Raw genomic sequence first — 18,215 nt, 5'->3', positions numbered from 1 at the left:
ATCCATTCGTTTTATTATATCACAATCGGATTCGTTTGTGGTATACTGTCAGAGGAGGAGTGTCAGATACATATGCAGAAGATAGAGCTACCAAATGATTGTTTTCGGATTGAACAAATATGCGAGTCAGGACAGTGCTTTCGTCTGGATAAAACAGAGGAGGACATCTATGAGGTCATAGCAGGCGGCAGGTATTTGAAGATGAAGCAGTACCCTGACAAGACAGACCTTTATTGTACAAAAAAAGAATATGAAGCATTCTGGAAAACCTATTTTGATTTAGAGGTCAGATACCAGGAGTATATCGATTCTATAGAGAAACAGGATATATATCTGAAAAAAGCGGCAGAGTTTGGATCAGGTATCCGGATTCTCAAACAGGATGTATGGGAGATGATTGTGTCTTTTATTCTTTCACAGCAGAATAATATTCCGCGAATCAAGCGCTTGATTCAGGCGCTTTGCAGCCGGTACGGGGAGGAGAAAAAAAGTCCGGAGGGCAAAATATACCATACATTTCCAACGGCGCGGCGGCTGTCCGAAGTTTCGGAAGAAGAATTCAGAACAATGAAGTTAGGATACAGAAGTCGCTATTTAAAGGATACAGCATGTGCTGTAGCACAAGGCAAAGTCTTGCTGGAAAATCTTGAAGAGCTCAAATACGCGGATGCGAAAAAGGAACTGATGAAGCTGTGCGGGATCGGGGCAAAGGTGGCAGACTGTATTTGCCTGTTTGCCCTTCATAAGATGGACGCATTTCCAGTAGATACTCATATACATAAAGTGCTGGAACAGGAGTATAAAACAGGATTTCCGTTTGCGCGGTATAAAGGATTTGCCGGAGTAATGCAGCAGTATATTTTTTATTACGATTTGAAAAAAGGGAGGGATGACATATGAATGTATTGATTGTGGTAGATATGCAAAATGACTTTATCGACGGTGCTTTGGGAACGAAAGAAGCATGCGAGCTGGTGCCTAAGCTTGCAGAACAGATTAAAAATTTTGACGGTCTGGTCTTGGCGACAAGAGATACCCACGGGGAAGACTATCTGGATACGATGGAAGGGAAAAAGCTTCCGGTGGTACATTGCGTAAAAGGCACAGAAGGCTGGGAGCTGCACTCTGAGATTGTACAGGCAATGAAAGAGCAGGCAGAGAAACGTACAGCAGATAAAAGAGCTGTATTTGAGAGGACAATGTTTGACAAACCAACCTTTGGAAGCATAGAACTTGGACAGTATCTGGAGGGGGTAAAAGAAAGAGGCGGCAAAATAGACTGTATTACGCTGGCGGGAGTCTGTACAGATATCTGTGTGATTTCCAACGCGCTTCTTATCAAGGCGTTTTTGCCGGAGACTAAGATACAGGTAGATGCGTCCCTGTGCGCCGGAGTGACGGTAAAAAGCCACGAGACAGCGCTTCAGGCTATGAAAGCGTGTCAGATAAATGTAATACATGAAGAAAAGGAGAAGGAATAGGTATGGAAAATTTTTTGTATTATACGCCGACAAAGGTTGTTTTTGGGAAAGGAACAGAAAAGCAGATTGGTACTCTTGTAAAGGAATATAGCTGCAAGAAAGTACTGGTGCATTATGGCAGTGGAAGTGTGAAGAAAAGCGGGCTCCTGGACAGAATCTATGCTTCTTTGGACGAAGCCGGAATTTCCTATATCTCATTGGGAGGTGTTGTGCCGAATCCCAGATTGTCACTTGTATATGAAGGGATTGCGCTGTGCAAGAGGGAAGAGGTAGATTTCATCCTCGCCGTAGGCGGGGGCAGTGTGATTGATTCTGCAAAGGCAATTGGCTACGGAGTCACAAATGAAGGAGACGTATGGGATTTCTATGAGAAAAAACGGGAACCAAAGAATTGTCTGCCGATCGGTGTAGTTTTGACCATTGCAGCGGCAGGCTCAGAGATGAGCAATTCCTCTGTTATCACAAATGAGGACGGATGGAAGAAAAGAGGCTGTAATAATGACTGCTGTCGTGCAAAGTTTGCGGTGATGAATCCGGAACTTACCATGACCTTGCCAGCGTATCAGACGGCGTGTGGATGTGTGGATATTATGATGCATACAATGGAACGGTATTTTAATCAGGTGGAAAATATGGAGCTGACGGATGGGTTCAGTGAACATCTGATCCGCACTGTTATGAAAAATGCAAAAATTTTGAAAGAAGATCCAGAGAATTATAATGCGCGGGCAGAAGTGATGTGGGCCGGAAGTCTCGCGCACAATGGGCTCATGGGGTGCGGAACAGACGGAGGCGACTGGGCGAGCCACCAGCTAGAGCATGAGCTAGGCGGAATGTTTGATGTAGCACATGGCGCAGGGCTTGCAGCCGTATGGGGAAGCTGGGCGCGGTATGTTATGGATGCACGTCCGGAGCGCTTTGCACAGTTCGCGCAGAATGTCATGCAGGTGGAGCAGGGGGAAGATGTTGCCAAGACTGCGCAAAAGGGAATTGAGGCGATGGAGGATTTTTATCGTTCCATCGATATGCCGGTGTCGATACAGGAGCTGGGGGTTACTCTTACGGAGGAACAGATAAAGGAATTGGCGGATAAATGTAGTTTTTATGAAAAACGTACGATCGGCTGTGTAAAAAAATTAGACAGGGAAGACATTTATAAGATCTATCAGGCGGCAAGATAGAAAAGGAGGAAGAAAAGATGGAAGCTACTTTATATGATTTGAAGAACAGAAGAAGCGTCAGAAAATATAAAACAGAGCAGATTAAAAAAGAAGAGCTGGAAAAGATACTGGAGGCAGGCACATATGCTCCTACGGGTATGGGAATGCAGTCTCCAAAGATCGTAGTCGTCCAGGACAAAGAGACGATTTCAAAACTGTCAAAGCTAAACGCCAGGTTCGAGCCAGGCAGCGAAGAAGAGGATACCTTTTACGGAGCGCCGACAGTTCTTATTGTGCTGGCTGATAAAAGTCGTCCTACGTATATAGAGGACGGAAGCCTCGTTATGGGGAACCTGTTAAATGCAGCGTATGCGCTGGGGGTAGGTTCTTGCTGGATTCACAGGGCAAAAGAGATGTTCGAAGCAGAGGAGGGAAAAGAACTGCTGAAGGCATGGGGACTTGACGCAGAACAATATGCAGGAATCGGAAACTGTATATTAGGGTATGCAGATGAGGAGGCAGTGCCGGCAGAGCCTCGCAAATCAGATTATATTGTATTTGTATAGAAAGAGAAAAAGGAAATGGCATTGACAGGATTTATATTTGTAGGTATGGGAGGCGCTTTGGGGGCTGTACTGCGATATGCTGTCAGCCTGCTTCCATGTAGAACAGCATTTCCGGTTCTTACACTGGCAATAAATGTATGCGGCGCTTTTGTTATTGGCTTTATTGCAGGAGCCGCCGCACGAAAAGGCATGCCGCAGTCTCTTCTTTTATTTTTAAAAACAGGAGTCTGCGGTGGATTTACAACATTTTCTACGTTCTCACTAGAGGCATATCAGCTCCTTCAGGAAAAGCAGTACTTTTTAAGTGCGCTGTATATTGTTTGCAGCGTAGGACTGTGCCTTGCTGGAATCGCAGCCGGTATGTATGCGGCGAAAAGGCTGTAAGGAGGGGCTGTGTCAGGATGGAAAAAGAACGGCGGCAGAAAGAAAAGATTGTACTTCGCAGATATTGTGAAGAAGATATAGAAAAAGTAGCTGCGTTGTTTTACGATACTGTACATACTGTAAATCGGAAAGATTACACGCAGGAACAAGTAGACGCATGGGCAGATGGTCATTTCGATCTGGACGCATGGGATGAGTCGTTTAAAAAGCATGATACGATCGTAGCGGAATTAGACGGCAATATCGTTGGATTTGCAGATATGACGGCGGACGGTTATCTGGATAGATTATATGTCCACAAAGACTTTCAGAGAAGGAAGATTGCGTCAATGCTTTGTGACTATCTGGAGGAAAACTGTATGTCTGCCCATTTTACAACGCATGCTTCCATTACTGCAAAAAAATTTTTTGAAAAGCGAGGCTATCATGTCATAAAAGAGCAGCAGGTAATAAGAAAAGGAATTGTACTTATCAATTATCGTATGGAAAAGAGCGTGCAAAAAAAGACACATAATGGCAAAAGGAACTACAAGGGATAACAAAAAAAGATATGGACAAAATATCTTTGAAAAGTTGTCCCCGTCAGAGGAGAGTCAGACAGTTTAAACTTAAAAAATGTTGGTTGCAGGCAACCCAAATTGCGATTGACTAACCCTGCATGGGACTTCTAAAATAAAGAAAAGGAGGGATACCTATGCAGGCATTATCGAAAGCAAAAGCAGGAGAAAGCTATACGATTAAATGGATGTTTGGAGTACCGGAGGTTTTAGAATTTATGCGCAGCCATCAGATCGAGGCAGGAAGTACCATACGTGTAATCCAGAGATGTACAGACAGTCTGATTATCGGAACAAGAGATACAAGGATTGCGATTGGAAATGAAGTAGCAGAGCGTATTCAAGTGTAAAGAAAGACAAAAAGAGCCTTCAAAAGAGTTTGGTAAAATAAAAAAGAGTTGACAAATACCCTTTTATGAGTAAAATAGAAACATAAGTGAATGACTAACAACAGGTACAAATGATTGGGGTTTCAATGATGGATAAAAGAGAGAGTAGTTTTGTCATCATGGATAATTTTGGACTCTGCCGCTTGCTGACAGTGTTGTTTTTGTGCCGTGCACATATATTCCCTTTGGGGTGTGGGCATAGTAGAAAACAAAATACGCAGGCGACGAAAGAAGATACAGTTGTACAAATCATTTGGAATCAGGGAACACAAAGGATAGAAGTATAGCTTTATGCTTCCATCCTTTTTTATTGTATAAGATGCACACTGCGCAATTTTGCAGGATTGATTTGTATGGTGAGAAAGGAAATTATGATGGACAGAAAAGAGATACTGAGTGGGAAAAAAAGGATTGTAATTAAAGTTGGGACAACGACCATCACATATGATGAGACAGGGAACATCAATTTAGACAAGCTGGAAAAGTTTGTAAGAATACTGATTAATTTAAGAAATAAGGGAAAAGAGGTGATCGTTGTCTCATCAGGAGCCGTAGGAATCGGCAGAAACGTACTGGGACTTGAGCATAAACCGGAGACAGAAGCGGCAAAGCAGGCATGCGCAGCAGTCGGACAGGGCAGATTGATGATGATCTATGAAAAGTTGTTTAATGAATACAGCCAGCTGACGGCTCAGGTGCTCCTCACAAAAGAGTCGATTACAAACAAGGAGTGCAGAAGAAATGCCAGACAAGCGTTTGATGAGCTGTTCCGTATGAAGGTGGTGCCGATTGTAAACGAAAATGATGCAATTTCAGTAGATGAACTTGCCTATGGAAATTTTGGAGATAATGATACACTTGCGGCTTATGTGGCAAAACTGGTTGATGCGGATCTGTTGATTTTAATGTCAGATATAGAAGGGCTATATACAGATGATCCGAAAAAGAATCCAAACGCGAGATTTATACATACAGTGTCCGGCATTGACGGCAAACTGGAACAAATGGCGAAGGGTGCCTCCAGTGAATATGGGACTGGGGGGATGGCGACGAAAATTAAAGCCGCAAAAATCGCAACGGGTATCGGCGCGGATATGGTGATTGCCAATGGAGATAATATCTATACAATCAATGATATTATGGCAGGCAAGAAGGTGGGGACGTTATTCTTGTCAAAGCAGCACCGTCGGGAGATGAAGACGGAAATAGCGCCGGAAAAAGCACAGTACCGCAGGCAGGCAAAACGGCAGAGAAAGGGAGCAGAAAAACCGGCTGTATATGCAGAAAGTAAAGAAAAAGAGACGGCAAAAGAACAGATAGAAGAAAAGGACAAAAAAAGCCAGGAAGGCTGCCCAAAGGGAGGTAAATAAGATGGAAAAATATATGGAAACACTTGCAAAGCGTGCCAAAGCAGCTTCTGTAGAAGCTGCAAAGCTTAAGACTGCACAGAAAAATGCAGGGCTTATATCGGCGGCGGAAGAACTGCTCATTCAAAAAGAATTTATTTTGGAAGAAAACGAGAAGGATATAAAAGCGGCTGCCAAGAAGGGGACAAGACAGTCCCTTCTGGACAGGCTGAAACTTAGCGAAAAGCGGATAGAGGATATGGCAGAAGGATTAAGACAGGTAGCTTGCCTGGAAAATCCGGTGGGAGAAGTTCTTTCTATGAAAACCAGGCCGAATGGACTGCGGATAGGGAAGAAGAGAGTGCCTATCGGAGTAGTAGGAATTATCTATGAATCCCGTCCGAATGTAACAGCAGATGCGTTTGGATTGTGTTTTAAGACTGGAAACGCAGTCATACTAAGAGGTGGGAGTGATGCGATTTATTCAAACCAGGCAATTGTGCATGCGATTAAGACAGGACTTAGAAAAGAGAAGCTGCTCCAGGATCTCATTCTTTTAGTGGAGGATACGAGCAGGGAAGTGGTGCAAGATATGATGAAAATGCATGGGCTGATCGATGTGCTTATTCCAAGAGGCGGCGCCGGGTTGATTGCGAACGTAGTAGAAAACAGTACGGTTCCGGTGATTGAGACAGGAACAGGCAACTGCCATATTTATGTGGATGAATCTGCAGACAGAAAAATGGCAGTGGACATTATCGAAAATGCCAAGACACAGAGGATGGGGGTGTGTAATGCATGTGAGTCTCTTGTCATCCATGAACATGCGATGAACATACTGCCGGATGTTGTAGAGCGCCTGAAAATGCATGGAGTAGAAATACGGGGAGATGAGAGGGCCTGCCTTACCAGCAGTTACATTGTTCCGGCAGATGAAGAGGACTGGGGAAAAGAATATCTGGATGCAGTTATCTCTGTCAAAATAGTGGATTCTATTGATGCGGCGATTGCGCATATCAATCAGTATAACACAGGACATTCAGAGTCAATCATAACACAGGATTACAACCATGCATTAAAATTTCAGGATGAAATTGACGCGGCGGCAGTATATGTAAATGCCTCTACCAGATTTACAGATGGATTTGAGTTTGGATTTGGCGCGGAGATTGGAATCAGTACACAAAAACTCCATGCAAGAGGCCCGATGGGATTAGAAGCCTTGACAACCACAAAATATATTATATTCGGAGATGGACAGATACGAAATTAGAGGTTGTTTTAAAATTTAAACCATACAGTATATATGGGATGCCTGCTACAGCAGGCTTGAGAAGTGAGAGAAAGTACCGTAAAACTTATGTTTTGCGGGCTTTTTCTTTTTTGTACACAGACAAAACCTGATTTTTCGGTTAAAAAAATTTTCACATTTTAAGTATGAAAACATACTTGACACGAGTATGATTTCATACTATAATAGCAGTCGTACAAGTATGAAATCATACTAAGGAGGTAAGGGTATGCAGGAAAAACTAAATAAATTGTTGATGGACTTTAATAAAATTAACAAAGAGTGCGACGAACTATATCATAAAGTAGCTTCAAAGATGGGAATTTCAGACAGTGCCTTTTCTATCTTTTATACCCTTTATGATTTAGGCGACGGCTGTCTGCAAAAAGACATTTGTTATGAGTTTTTTGCAAATAAACAGACGGTTAATTCTTCTATTCGGAAGCTGGTACAGGAGGGGTATATTTATCTTGAACAGGGGGCAGGCAGGGATAAACATATTTTTTTAACTGAGGCAGGGAAACAGTTTATTGCAAAATATATTGTGCCGGTCGTTCAAAAAGAAAATGCGGCCTTTACCGCCTTGAAAGACGCAGAACAAAAAGAACTCTTGCGCTTGACAAATATTTATGTGGAAAGCTTGAGGACAAAATTAAATGAGCTTTGAGTACATTTTCCATGGCAGATTACTGAATTCAGGAGGAAACACAGCATGAAAACGATTCTGCGGTTCATAAAACCGTATAAATGGAGATGCTTCTTTACATTACTTGTTATGTTTTTAGATGTTGCGGGCGGTCTGCTTATTCCGACCATCACAGCAGATATGATAAATGTCGGGGTGAGTGGCGGCAAGATGGACTACTTAATCCGCGGCGGAATACTTATGCTGATCGTAACAATCGTTACCAGTCTGGGCGCGCTGTTGGGGAGTTATCTCGCCGCAGACCTTTCTTCTAAAATTGGACGGGATATGCGGAACGCTCTTTACGATAAATCGCTTACCTTTTCTTCTTATGATTTTGAACAGTTCGGAACCGGCTCTATGATTACCCGCACGCTGAACGATGTAAATGTCGTTCAACAAGGCGTCGTATGGTTTATACAGATGGTATTGCCTGTTCCCGCGGTTTGTATCATGGGAATTGTCATGGCGTTTTCGATTGATACCATGATGGGAGTTTTATTGGTTGGCGCGACGCTGTTTATTTTGCTTCTGGCGATTTTTGTCACTCGTAAAGCCTCGGTGATTTTTGATAAGCTGCAAAAATTCCTTGACCGAATGAATGTTGTTCTCCGGGAAAATGTTACGGGTGTACGAGTGATCCGCGCTTTTAATAAAGAAAAGTATGAAGAAAAGCGAATGAGAAAATCTTTTGAGGATTATGCCGGGGCGGCAATCAGCGCAAACCGGCTGTTTGCCGGATTGGAGAGCGTTGCACTGTTTGCAATTAACCTTATCATTGTTGTCATCCTTTGGGTGGGCGGAAATCGGATTGGCGCGGGATTTATGGAAATTGGCGATATTACTGCTCTGACACAATATGCCATGATGATTCTTTTTTATATCATTATGGCCCAGATGGTGCTGATCTTAATTCCCCGCGCCATGATTTGTGTTCGGAGAATTTCAGACGTGCTGCATCTTGCGCCGGAGATCCAGGATGGAACTGCGTCTGTTGATAATATTCCGGGTCAAACGAAAGAAGTTGTACGGTTTAAAAATGCAGGCTTTCGCTTTGCGGACGCGGGTGAGAATACTTTAGAAGCTTTGGATTTTACCTGCAGAAGAGGGGAAACGACTGCGATTATCGGCAGCACAGGCAGTGGAAAGTCTACGATTGCAAAATTAATTTTGCGGTTTCATGATGTGACTTCCGGATCTGTCCTTATGAATGGAAAGGATATTCGCGGCATGACGCAGAAAGAATTAAGAGAGCATATCTCCTATGTGCCGCAAAAAGCATGGCTGTTTTCTGGCACGATTGCCGACAATCTGAGGCATGGAAATGAACGGGCTACCGAACAGCAAATGAAGCATGCTTTGTCGGTTGCGCAGTCCGAATTTGTTTACGATCTCTCCGACGGACTTTACTCTCGCGTATCACAGGGCGGCACAAACTTTTCGGGCGGGCAGAAGCAGCGTCTTTCGATTGCGCGGGCATTGACAAAGAAAGCCGATCTCTATATTTTTGACGATAGCTTTTCTGCTCTGGACTTTAAGACAGACGCGGCGTTACGGAAAGCCCTTGCGAATGAAGTCAAAGACGCGGCGGTACTGATTATCGCCCAGCGGATCAGCACGATTATGAACGCAGAACAGATTATTGTGTTGGAAGAAGGACGGGTTGTCGGAATTGGCAATCACGATTTTCTGATGCAGACCTGCCCTGTTTATCAGGATATTGCAAAATCTCAAATGAAAGGAGCCGTAAGCCATGAGTGAGAATAATAACAATGCACAAGTTCTTACAGAAGAAATGGATTTTGAAAGGCCGGATCATGCGTGGCAAACGATAAGAAGGCTGTGGCGTTCTACGGGCGATCAGCATAAGCGGTTAGCGGTCGTGCTTGTATCGGTCATCCTGTATACGTTTCTTTCTATTATTGCGCCGCTGTATAGCGCGTATATCGTAGATTTGCTTTGGAACAACATCAAAGAGACGATTACAAACGGCTCGGCATTTCAAGTTACATGGGCGGCGGGAGGCAGGGATATAGTATTTTTGTTGTTGCTCTATCTGGCAACGGCGCTGTTTTACACTCTTCAATCGTTCCTTATGGCAAGTTTTGCGGAAAACCTTAATCTTCGGCTAAGGACGGAAATCAGCGAAAAGCTAAACCGGCTTCCACTCGCCTTCTTTGACCGCACTAAAACCGGGGCGATTCTTAGCCGGACAGTGAATGACTTGGATAAAACAGCGGAGGCCCTGCAAACGGGAATGTTGAAACTATTTACAGCCGTCGGCATGGTAATCGGCTCTCTGGTGATGATGTTCCGTTTTAGTATTCTATTGACGCTTGTTTTTCTGGCGTTTACAGGAATAGCGCTGGCAGCTACTAATTTTGTGTCGGCAAAAACACTGCAATCTGCCATGAAACGGCAGCAGTGCGTGAGTAATGTGACCGCGCGGGTAGAAGAGGCATACAGCGGCCGGGTTATTATAAAAGCATTTAATCAGGAAGAAATCAGCTCTGAAAATATGCATAAGGCAACTGAAGAACTGGCAGAGGCTACCAAAAAAGCGGACTTTATGATAAACGCGATCAATCCGGCAATTCGCATGATTAACCGTTTCGGTCAAGTGCTGATTGCGGTACTCGCGGGAAAAATGCTGCTGGAGGGAAGATTGACTGTCGGTGTGTTTCAGGCGTTTTTCCAGTATGTAAACCAGGCTTCGGAGCCACTCACAGAGGCCGCCTATATGGTAAACAGTATGCAGTCTGCTTTAGCTTCTCTGGAACGGATTTACAAGCTGTTAGATGAGGAAGAGCTTTCGTCGGAACCCGCTTTCCCCTCTGTTGTGGAGCAGGCAAAAGGAACGGTGGAATTCCAGGATGTCCGGTTTGGATATACGCAGGATAATATCTTAATGCACAATATCAACTTCTCTGTAAAACCGGGGCAGAAGGTGGCAATTGTCGGCAGCACAGGAGCCGGAAAGACAACGCTTATTAATTTGCTTATGCGGTTTTATGAATTAAACGGCGGAAAAATCATTTTAGACGGAATCGACATAAGGGATATGACCCGTTCCAATTTGAGAAGCAATTTTGGAATGGTGCTGCAAGATACATGGCTGTTTGGCGGCACGATTGCGGAAAATATCGCCTACAGCAAGCCCGGCGCTGCCCGCGAGGAAATCATAGCGGCGGCAAAAGCCGCCAGAGTAGATTTCTTTGTCCGTACCATGCCGCATGGATATGATACAGTTTTAAGCAACGACGCGGAAAATATTTCTATCGGTCAGCGGCAGCTTCTGACTATAGCCAGAGTGTTTCTTTGCAATCCGGCAGTTATCATTCTGGACGAAGCGACGTCCAGCGTAGATACCCGCACAGAGATTGAAATCGGTAAGGCTATGAAAGAGCTGATGAAGAACAGAACGAGCTTTGTAATCGCGCACAGACTTTCGACGATTATAGACGCGGATTTAATCCTGTTTATGCAAAACGGAAATATTATCGAGCAGGGAACGCACGAAGATTTGTTAAAGGCAAAGGGAGCTTACGCGGACTTGTATTACAGTCAGTTTGCGTAATGACTTTGTTACAAAATAAAGGCAGAAACGAATAACTGAATAATATCCGCTTTTACGACAGCGCCGCGGAACAGGAAAGCCACAAATGGTTTTCCTGTTTTTTATATCATAGGAAAGTCCTTCGGACTGACCTATGATATAAAAGCCCTTCGGGCAATATGCGCACGCCGCAATAAGGAAATTTTACCGCTTTGCAGTATTGCGGCGGGGCGCAAAGTGGGCAAGCCCCTCAAGATTAAGGGGCGGGGAGTTGAAGTGGGCTTGTCCACTTTGTTCTGTGGGAAACTCCGTTTCTTAAAAGAAAATACTTGCATAATATACATAATAGATGTATAATTATGCGTAAATGTGAAAGGGATTTTCTGATGAAAAACACTTTACTTCCTATTAAATGAGGTTTATTATTAAAAAATATGAAAAAGAAAGGGTGCTTATAAATGATAAAGGTAGGAATTATTGGAGCGACAGGCTATGCAGGCGCCGAGCTTGTCCGGATTTTAAGCAGACACAAAGAGGCAGAGATTGTATGGTACGGCTCCAGAAGCTATATAGAGAAACCCTATGCCAGTGTATATAAAAATATGTTTCAAATAGTGGATGCGTCCTGTATGGACGACAACATGGAGGAGCTCGCAGACAAGGCGGATGTCATTTTTACGGCGACGCCGCAGGGGTTCTGTGCTTCACTTGTCAGTGAAGAAATTTTGTCCAAGACAAAAATTATCGATTTGAGTGCGGATTTCAGAATCAAGGATGTAAGTACATATGAAGAATGGTATAAAATCGAGCATAAATCGCCGCAATTTATTAAGGAGGCAGTTTACGGCTTATGTGAGATAAACAGAGAAGCGGTGAAAAAGGCACGTCTTGTGGCAAATCCAGGATGCTACACCACTTGCTCGATTCTGACGGCATATCCGCTGTCAAAAGAAGGCTTGATTGACATGGATACATTGATCATCGATGCAAAATCAGGGACGTCCGGAGCAGGCCGAGGAGCGAAGACAGCAAATCTGTTCTGTGAAGTCAATGAAAATATGAAAGCATATGGAGTAGCGACGCACAGGCATACTCCGGAGATTGAAGAACAGTTGGGGTATGCATCGGGCAAAAAAGTAGTGCTGAATTTTACTCCGCATCTTGTACCGATGAACAGAGGAATTCTTGTGACAGAATATGCGAGCCTGAAAAAAGGAGTCAGCGCAGGGGAAGTGGCATCTGTGTACGAGCATTACTATGGAAAAGAAACCTTTATCCGAGTACTGGAAGAAGGCGCCTGTCCAGAGACGAAATGGGTGGAAGGAAGCAATTATGTAGATATTGGTTTTCAGATAGATAAAAGAACCGGACGTATCATTATGATGGGTGCGATAGATAATTTAGTAAAGGGAGCAGCAGGGCAGGCAGTGCAGAATATGAATCTGCTGTTTGGTATAGAAGAAAAGGAAGGGCTTGACCTGGTGCCAATGTTCCCGTAGCCGAGGAAGTGGTGAAATATGCAGGGCAAAGGTGCTGCTTCCGGAAAGGAAAGAATAAAAGATGATACGTGCAATGAAAATAGAAGATTACGATGGCATATATGCGCTGTGGAAAAAAATCAAAGGATTTGGGATTCGCAGTATTGATGATTCAAAAATCGGGGTAGAGCGCTTTTTGAAACGAAATCCAACGACAAGTGTCGTTGCTGTAGAGGATGGAAAGATTGTAGGAAGTATTCTGTGTGGGCATGACGGACGCAGAGGATGTCTCTATCATGTGTGTGTAGATGAGGCGTATCGGCGACGCGGCATTGGGAAGGCAATGGTAGTACAGGCAATGCACGCATTGCGTGATGAAAAAATCAACAAGGTGTCTCTGATAGCATTTACGAAAAATGACATAGGGAATGCGTTTTGGAATACTATCGGCTGGACTGAACGAAAGGACTTAAACTATTACGATTTTACATTGAATGAGAAAAATATTACTGCGTTTAATGAGCAAGAATAGCGCCGGTGTACAAGGAGCATGTTGCCCCTTGCACACCGACGCTAAGGGATAGAAAAATGTAGATGAAAAAGAAAGGAAAAGAAAAATGGAAGTAATAAAAGGTGGTGTAACTGCGGCGAAGGGGTTCGAGGCGGCAGCGGCAGCAGCGGGGATTAAATATCAGGACAGGACAGATATGGCGCTTATATATAGTAAAAAGCCCTGTAAAACAGCAGGGACGTTTACTACCAATATTGTAAAGGCAGCGCCGGTGAAGTGGGATAAGAAAATCGTGGACGAAAAGCAAAAATCCCAGGCGATTGTCATTAATTCCGGAATCGCCAATGCCTGTACCGGAGCAGAAGGATACGGATATTGCAAGGCGACCGCAGAAGAGGCAGCGAATATCCTGGGAGTCGATAAAGATGGGGTACTGATAGGCTCTACCGGTGTTATTGGGATGCAGCTTCCTATAGAAAAACTCAAAAAAGGAATACAACTGCTCTCTAAGAAAAAAGGCAGTGCGATCGAGAATGGGACAGAAGCGGCAAAAGCGATTATGACTACAGATACCTGTGAAAAAGAGATCGCAGTTACCATTGAGATTGGCGGGAAGACAGTTACAATTGGCGGGATGGCGAAAGGCTCCGGCATGATACATCCCAATATGTGTACCATGCTTTCCTTTCTTACGACAGACGCCGTAATTTCCAGAAAAGCAATGTGTGCAGCGCTGCGTTCGGATGTGGAAGATACGTATAATATGATTTCTGTAGACGGGGATACGTCTACGAATGATACGGTGCTTCTGCTTGCAAATGGAATGGCGGGGAATGAAAAAATCAAACTGGACACAGAAGCGTATGAAAAATTTAAAGAGGCACTTCACTATGTAAATGAATATCTAGCGAAGAAGATCGCAGGGGATGGAGAAGGTGCGACTGCTCTTTTTGAAGCAAAAGTAATAGGAGCGAAGACAAAGGAACAGGCGAAAGTACTGGCAAAGGCGGTTGTGTGTTCCAATTTGACAAAAGCGGCAATCGCAGGACACGATGCGAACTGGGGGAGAATCCTTTGTGCAATGGGATATGCAGGGGCAGAGTTTGATCCGGAGAAGGTGGACTTAGTATTTGAAAGTGCAGCCGGAAAGATTGCGATTATTAAAAATGGTGTGGCAGTGGATTATAGCGAAGAAAAAGCAACAGAGATTTTATCCTCTCCGGAGATCACTGTGACTGCGGATATAAAAGAAGGAGATAAAAGGGCGTCTGCATGGGGATGTGATTTGACTCACGGATATATTGACATCAATGCAGATTATAGGAGCTGAGGTGAGAAGAATGGGAGAATATGTGAAAGAAAACATGAACGAAAATATGCAGAAGTATTTGGAGAAGGCACAGGTACTTATTGAGGCGCTGCCTTATATTCAGCGTTTTAACCGCAAAATTATCGTCGTTAAATATGGCGGAAGCGCAATGGTGGACGAGAGCTTGAAGAAGAGGGTGATCGAAGATGTCACACTTTTAAAACTGGTAGGATTCAAGCCCATTATCGTTCACGGCGGAGGAAAAGAGATAAGTAAATGGGTCGGAAAGGTGGGAATGGAACCACAGTTTATAAACGGTCTGCGTGTGACAGATGCGGACACTATGGAAGTGGCAGAGATGGTGCTTGGCAAGGTAAACAAAAGTCTGGTACAGATGGTAGAACAGCTTGGCGTGCGCGCGATCGGAATCAGCGGAAAAGACGGGGCTTTACTGAAGGTAGATAAGAAATATGCACAGGGGAAAGACATCGGATATGTGGGAGAGATAAAAGAAGTCAATGCAAAAATTTTGTATGATCTGCTGGAAAAGGATTTTCTGCCGATCGTTTGCCCGATAGGATTAGACGATGCATTTCAGACATACAATATCAATGCAGATGATGCGGCATGTGCGATTGCACGTGCAATGAATGCGGAAAAGCTTGCTTTTCTGACGGACATTGAGGGAGTATACAAGGATCCAGAGGACCCGTCAACGCTGATTTCAGAGCTGTGGGTGGAAGAGGCAGAAAAACTGATGGAGGAAGGGTATATCGAAGGAGGTATGCTTCCAAAGCTTAGAAATTGTGTGGACGCCATCGAAAATGGAGTGTCCAGAGTCCATATTCTGGATGGAAGGATTCCACACTGCCTCCTTTTGGAGATTTTTACAAACAGGGGAATCGGAACAGCCATATTACACGGAAAAGAAAGCAGGTATTATCATGGTGAACAGTAAGATACAAGCAGCAGAAGAAAATTTGATTCATGTATATAATCGTTTTCCGATTGCGCTGGAATACGGAGACGGGATGTATCTGTATGATACAGAGGGAAAAGAGTATTTAGACTTTGCGGCAGGATTTGCGGTCTGCGGTCTGGGATACAATAATAAAGAACTGCATGAAGCTTTGAAAGCGCAGATAGATAAAATCTGCCATATTTCTAATTTATATTATCATGTAAACTGTGGAGAAGCGGCGAAGGAGCTAAATCGTATTTCCGGTATGGATCGGGTGTTTTTTACAAACAGTGGAAGCGAGGCGAACGAAGGGGCGCTCAAAGCGGCGCGGCGGTATGCGTATACGAAAAAGACAGGCCGTTTTGAATTCATTGCTATGGAACATTCTTTTCATGGGAGAAGCTTTGGCGCTGTTTCTGTGACAGGGCATGAAGCGTACAGAGAGCCCTTTGAACCTGTACTGCCCGGAGTAAGGTTTGCAGAATTTAACAATTTAGACAGTGTGAAGGCGCTGGTAAATGAAAAAACCTGTGCGATTATATTAGAGCCGTTGCAGGGGGAAGGCGGTATTCATCCGGCCAAACAGGAATTTATGGAGGGTATCCGGAAGATTTGTGATGAGAACGGGATTCTGATGATTTGTGATGAGGTACAGTGCGGAATGGGGCGGACAGGCAGCATGTTCGCATGGCAGGATTTCGGTGTAAAGCCGGACATTCTGACAATGGCAAAAGCGATTGGAAACGGAATACCCGTAGGCGCGTTTGCAATGACGCAGGAGGTGGCAGATTTTTCTTTGAAGCCGGGGGATCATGGGGCAACTTACGGTGGAAATCCACTGTCCTGTGCGGCGGTAAAAAAGGTGATAGAGATTTTTGAGAGGGAGGACATTGTCGGACATGTAAAAAAGACGGCGCCTTATCTGGAAAAAAGATTGGAGGAAGTGGCAGGAGAATTTGAGTTTGTGACAGGACGCAGAGGGAAGGGATTTATGCAGGGACTTGTCTTTTCGCGTCCGGTTTCTGAGATAAATTTAAAGACGATTGAAGAAGGTCTGCTTGTGATTCAGGCACAGGGAAATGTAATTCGTTTTCTTCCGCCATTAATCGCAGAAGAAAAGCATATTGACGAAATGATAGAAAAATTAAGGCGTGCCTTAAGAAAATTACAATAAGAATTCTCGGACGAAAGACCGTTCTTTCGACGAGGATAAAATGCCAGACATTGGGAAATACTATCCGAATAACTTAGAAAGTATAAGGAGGTATCACCTAATGGCTGGTTTTTTGATCGCGCTTCTTTCTGGAGCGTTGATGAGTGTACAGGGGGTATTTAATACGCAGGTGACAAAAACGACAGGTATGTGGGTAAGCAATGCGTGGGTGCAGTTAAGCGCCTTTGCAGTCTGTCTTCTTTTGTGGCTGTTCAATGGGAGAGACAGTATTTTGGCAATTGCGAAAGTAGAGCCAAAGTATATGCTTTTGGGCGGTGTCATAGGGGCTGGAATTACTTGGACGGTTATCCAGAGTATGGGCGCGCTGGGCCCCGCAAAGGCAGCGCTTCTGATTGTGATTGCACAGCTTATTGTGGCGTATGTAATTGAGCTTTTCGGGCTGTTTGGCATGGAGAAAGAACCGCTGGATTTAAGAAAAGTAGGAGGGCTTGTACTTGCACTCATTGGAATTACAATTTTTCAGTGGGAATAAGCTGGTGGGAATTTAAGTGTAACAAAGATGTAACAAAAATGTAATTTATGTATTGTAATTTAATCAGGAATTCGTTACAATATGATTGTCCGACATAAAGGGGTATTCCGACAGTTTATATAGACTGAAAGGAAAGATTATGCGAGACAATCGAAAACATACAATTCTTCTGCGGGTTCTGACGGGAGTGCTCGCAGGTGTTTTATTATCCGGCTGTGAAAGCAGCCAGCAAGATTCCCTGAAAGAAGCGGCTTTAGAGACAGAAGGAGTTTCGGAGGAAAAAGCAGAAGAAAAGGACGGAGATACTGTAGACAAACAGGACGAGAAAGAAGAGAAAAGTGCCGGTCAGGAAGAAGATACGGCATTTGTCTATGTGTGTGGAGCAGTCATATCTCCAGGAGTATATGAATTAGACAGCAGTGCGCGTATATATGAAGCAATCGCATGTGCCGGCGGCGTGACAGAAGAGGCGGCGCAGGAGGCTTTGAATCAGGCTCGTAAAGTTGTGGACGGAGAACGAATCTATGTGCCGACAAAGGAAGAGCTGGCGGATGGAACGTTTGAAGATATAGTTGCTGCGGACGGGGTTGTGGAAGAACCAGGAGGTTCGGATAATGGTGTGCAGGGAAAAATAAATATTAATACGGCTGGATTGGAGGAACTCAAAACTTTAAGCGGAATTGGTGATGCGAAGGCACAAAGTATCATAAGATACAGAGAAGAAAACGGGGCTTTCCAGAATATCGAGGACGTGATGGAGGTTGAGGGAATCAAAGAGGGAGTATTTAATAAAATAAAAGATGAGATTACGGTATAGTTAAGGGAGATAGGGCGA

The 18,215-nt window shown here is 44.1% G+C and carries 20 protein-coding genes; all 20 read left to right on the top strand.

The window, feature by feature from the left end; all coding sequences use genetic code 11:
• Positions 1–72: 72 nt before the first annotated feature.
• The 20 genes from ACZ5C4_RS11835 to ACZ5C4_RS11740 all read left to right on the top strand — a co-directional run bounded on the left by ACZ5C4_RS11835 (position 73) and on the right by ACZ5C4_RS11740 (position 18,197).
• Positions 73–900, top strand: coding sequence for a DNA-3-methyladenine glycosylase family protein (locus tag ACZ5C4_RS11835; RefSeq protein WP_464521163.1), 828 nt, complete (start codon positions 73–75; stop codon positions 898–900).
• Positions 897–1,481 (top strand): cysteine hydrolase family protein, encoded by a 585-nt coding sequence (locus ACZ5C4_RS11830; RefSeq protein WP_464521162.1) that lies wholly within the window; start codon positions 897–899, stop codon positions 1,479–1,481. The genes ACZ5C4_RS11835 and ACZ5C4_RS11830 overlap by 4 nt, the downstream gene beginning before the upstream one ends.
• A 2-nt stretch (positions 1,482–1,483) precedes the next feature.
• On the top strand, positions 1,484–2,662 hold the full coding sequence (locus tag ACZ5C4_RS11825; RefSeq protein ID WP_464521161.1) for an iron-containing alcohol dehydrogenase: 1,179 nt from the start codon (positions 1,484–1,486) through the stop codon (positions 2,660–2,662).
• A 17-nt stretch (positions 2,663–2,679) separates the two neighbouring features.
• Complete coding sequence (locus ACZ5C4_RS11820) at positions 2,680–3,207, top strand: nitroreductase (protein WP_464521160.1); 528 nt, start codon at positions 2,680–2,682, stop codon at positions 3,205–3,207.
• A gap of 15 nt (positions 3,208–3,222) precedes the next feature.
• Positions 3,223–3,591, top strand: a complete 369-nt coding sequence (gene crcB / locus ACZ5C4_RS11815) for a fluoride efflux transporter CrcB (protein WP_464521159.1) — start codon at positions 3,223–3,225, stop codon at positions 3,589–3,591.
• 17 nt (positions 3,592–3,608) lie between these two features.
• Positions 3,609–4,130, top strand: coding sequence for a GNAT family N-acetyltransferase (locus ACZ5C4_RS11810; protein WP_464521158.1), 522 nt, complete (start codon positions 3,609–3,611; stop codon positions 4,128–4,130).
• Between the two features lie 155 nt (positions 4,131–4,285).
• A complete protein-coding gene (locus ACZ5C4_RS11805) occupies positions 4,286–4,498 on the top strand; it encodes a FeoA family protein (protein ID WP_186874128.1) in 213 nt (70 codons plus the stop codon).
• A gap of 110 nt (positions 4,499–4,608) precedes the next feature.
• Positions 4,609–4,824 (top strand): hypothetical protein, encoded by a 216-nt coding sequence (locus ACZ5C4_RS11800; protein WP_464521157.1) that lies wholly within the window; start codon positions 4,609–4,611, stop codon positions 4,822–4,824.
• Between the two features lie 87 nt (positions 4,825–4,911).
• A complete protein-coding gene (gene proB, locus ACZ5C4_RS11795) occupies positions 4,912–5,907 on the top strand; it encodes a glutamate 5-kinase (RefSeq protein WP_464522345.1) in 996 nt (331 codons plus the stop codon).
• Between the two features lies 1 nt (position 5,908).
• A complete protein-coding gene (locus ACZ5C4_RS11790) occupies positions 5,909–7,156 on the top strand; it encodes a glutamate-5-semialdehyde dehydrogenase (protein ID WP_464521156.1) in 1,248 nt (415 codons plus the stop codon).
• Between the two features lie 247 nt (positions 7,157–7,403).
• Positions 7,404–7,841, top strand: coding sequence for a MarR family winged helix-turn-helix transcriptional regulator (locus ACZ5C4_RS11785; protein ID WP_464521155.1), 438 nt, complete (start codon positions 7,404–7,406; stop codon positions 7,839–7,841).
• A gap of 45 nt (positions 7,842–7,886) precedes the next feature.
• Positions 7,887–9,620, top strand: coding sequence for an ABC transporter ATP-binding protein (locus ACZ5C4_RS11780; RefSeq protein ID WP_464521154.1), 1,734 nt, complete (start codon positions 7,887–7,889; stop codon positions 9,618–9,620).
• Positions 9,613–11,436 (top strand): ABC transporter ATP-binding protein, encoded by a 1,824-nt coding sequence (locus ACZ5C4_RS11775; RefSeq protein ID WP_464521153.1) that lies wholly within the window; start codon positions 9,613–9,615, stop codon positions 11,434–11,436. The genes ACZ5C4_RS11780 and ACZ5C4_RS11775 overlap by 8 nt, the downstream gene beginning before the upstream one ends.
• A 437-nt stretch (positions 11,437–11,873) precedes the next feature.
• On the top strand, positions 11,874–12,914 hold the full coding sequence (gene argC / locus ACZ5C4_RS11770; protein WP_464521152.1) for an N-acetyl-gamma-glutamyl-phosphate reductase: 1,041 nt from the start codon (positions 11,874–11,876) through the stop codon (positions 12,912–12,914).
• A 61-nt stretch (positions 12,915–12,975) separates the two neighbouring features.
• Positions 12,976–13,425: a GNAT family N-acetyltransferase gene (locus tag ACZ5C4_RS11765; RefSeq protein WP_464521151.1), complete on the top strand. Its 450-nt coding sequence runs from the start codon at positions 12,976–12,978 to the stop codon at positions 13,423–13,425.
• Positions 13,426–13,510: 85 nt separating this feature from the next.
• Positions 13,511–14,734, top strand: coding sequence for a bifunctional glutamate N-acetyltransferase/amino-acid acetyltransferase ArgJ (gene argJ / locus ACZ5C4_RS11760; RefSeq protein WP_464521150.1), 1,224 nt, complete (start codon positions 13,511–13,513; stop codon positions 14,732–14,734).
• Positions 14,735–14,768: 34 nt separating this feature from the next.
• The gene (gene argB, locus ACZ5C4_RS11755; RefSeq protein WP_464522344.1) at positions 14,769–15,671 is read left to right on the top strand and encodes an acetylglutamate kinase; all 903 of its coding nucleotides are present in this window, start codon (positions 14,769–14,771) and stop codon (positions 15,669–15,671) included.
• On the top strand, positions 15,658–16,848 hold the full coding sequence (locus tag ACZ5C4_RS11750; RefSeq protein ID WP_464521149.1) for an aspartate aminotransferase family protein: 1,191 nt from the start codon (positions 15,658–15,660) through the stop codon (positions 16,846–16,848). Before argB ends, ACZ5C4_RS11750 begins: the two co-directional genes overlap by 14 nt.
• Before the next feature lie 100 nt (positions 16,849–16,948).
• Entirely contained in the window at positions 16,949–17,380 is a 432-nt protein-coding gene (locus tag ACZ5C4_RS11745; protein WP_464521148.1) for a DMT family transporter, read from the top strand.
• Positions 17,381–17,519: 139 nt separating this feature from the next.
• Entirely contained in the window at positions 17,520–18,197 is a 678-nt protein-coding gene (locus tag ACZ5C4_RS11740; RefSeq protein WP_464521147.1) for a helix-hairpin-helix domain-containing protein, read from the top strand.
• The last annotated feature ends 18 nt before the right edge of the window (positions 18,198–18,215 follow it).

Source organism: Mediterraneibacter flintii (assembly GCF_055387595.1).
Note: the sequence above shows the minus strand (reverse complement) of the source record. Positions and strands in the feature narration are given on the sequence as shown.

Excerpts from the sequence above, each read along its gene's own strand:
- ACZ5C4_RS11835 (WP_464521163.1), top strand. The coding sequence starts at position 73 with ATGCAGAAGATAGAGCTACCAAATGATTGTTTTCGGATTGAACAAATA.
- ACZ5C4_RS11830 (WP_464521162.1), top strand. The coding sequence starts at position 897 with ATGAATGTATTGATTGTGGTAGATATGCAAAATGACTTTATCGACGGT.
- ACZ5C4_RS11825 (WP_464521161.1), top strand. The coding sequence starts at position 1,484 with ATGGAAAATTTTTTGTATTATACGCCGACAAAGGTTGTTTTTGGGAAA.
- ACZ5C4_RS11820 (WP_464521160.1), top strand. The coding sequence starts at position 2,680 with ATGGAAGCTACTTTATATGATTTGAAGAACAGAAGAAGCGTCAGAAAA.
- crcB (WP_464521159.1), top strand. The coding sequence starts at position 3,223 with ATGGCATTGACAGGATTTATATTTGTAGGTATGGGAGGCGCTTTGGGG.
- ACZ5C4_RS11810 (WP_464521158.1), top strand. The coding sequence starts at position 3,609 with ATGGAAAAAGAACGGCGGCAGAAAGAAAAGATTGTACTTCGCAGATAT.
- ACZ5C4_RS11805 (WP_186874128.1), top strand. The coding sequence starts at position 4,286 with ATGCAGGCATTATCGAAAGCAAAAGCAGGAGAAAGCTATACGATTAAA.
- ACZ5C4_RS11800 (WP_464521157.1), top strand. The coding sequence starts at position 4,609 with ATGATTGGGGTTTCAATGATGGATAAAAGAGAGAGTAGTTTTGTCATC.
- proB (WP_464522345.1), top strand. The coding sequence starts at position 4,912 with ATGGACAGAAAAGAGATACTGAGTGGGAAAAAAAGGATTGTAATTAAA.
- ACZ5C4_RS11790 (WP_464521156.1), top strand. The coding sequence starts at position 5,909 with ATGGAAAAATATATGGAAACACTTGCAAAGCGTGCCAAAGCAGCTTCT.
- ACZ5C4_RS11785 (WP_464521155.1), top strand. The coding sequence starts at position 7,404 with ATGCAGGAAAAACTAAATAAATTGTTGATGGACTTTAATAAAATTAAC.
- ACZ5C4_RS11780 (WP_464521154.1), top strand. The coding sequence starts at position 7,887 with ATGAAAACGATTCTGCGGTTCATAAAACCGTATAAATGGAGATGCTTC.
- ACZ5C4_RS11775 (WP_464521153.1), top strand. The coding sequence starts at position 9,613 with ATGAGTGAGAATAATAACAATGCACAAGTTCTTACAGAAGAAATGGAT.
- argC (WP_464521152.1), top strand. The coding sequence starts at position 11,874 with ATGATAAAGGTAGGAATTATTGGAGCGACAGGCTATGCAGGCGCCGAG.
- ACZ5C4_RS11765 (WP_464521151.1), top strand. The coding sequence starts at position 12,976 with ATGATACGTGCAATGAAAATAGAAGATTACGATGGCATATATGCGCTG.
- argJ (WP_464521150.1), top strand. The coding sequence starts at position 13,511 with ATGGAAGTAATAAAAGGTGGTGTAACTGCGGCGAAGGGGTTCGAGGCG.
- argB (WP_464522344.1), top strand. The coding sequence starts at position 14,769 with ATGAACGAAAATATGCAGAAGTATTTGGAGAAGGCACAGGTACTTATT.
- ACZ5C4_RS11750 (WP_464521149.1), top strand. The coding sequence starts at position 15,658 with ATGGTGAACAGTAAGATACAAGCAGCAGAAGAAAATTTGATTCATGTA.
- ACZ5C4_RS11745 (WP_464521148.1), top strand. The coding sequence starts at position 16,949 with ATGGCTGGTTTTTTGATCGCGCTTCTTTCTGGAGCGTTGATGAGTGTA.
- ACZ5C4_RS11740 (WP_464521147.1), top strand. The coding sequence starts at position 17,520 with ATGCGAGACAATCGAAAACATACAATTCTTCTGCGGGTTCTGACGGGA.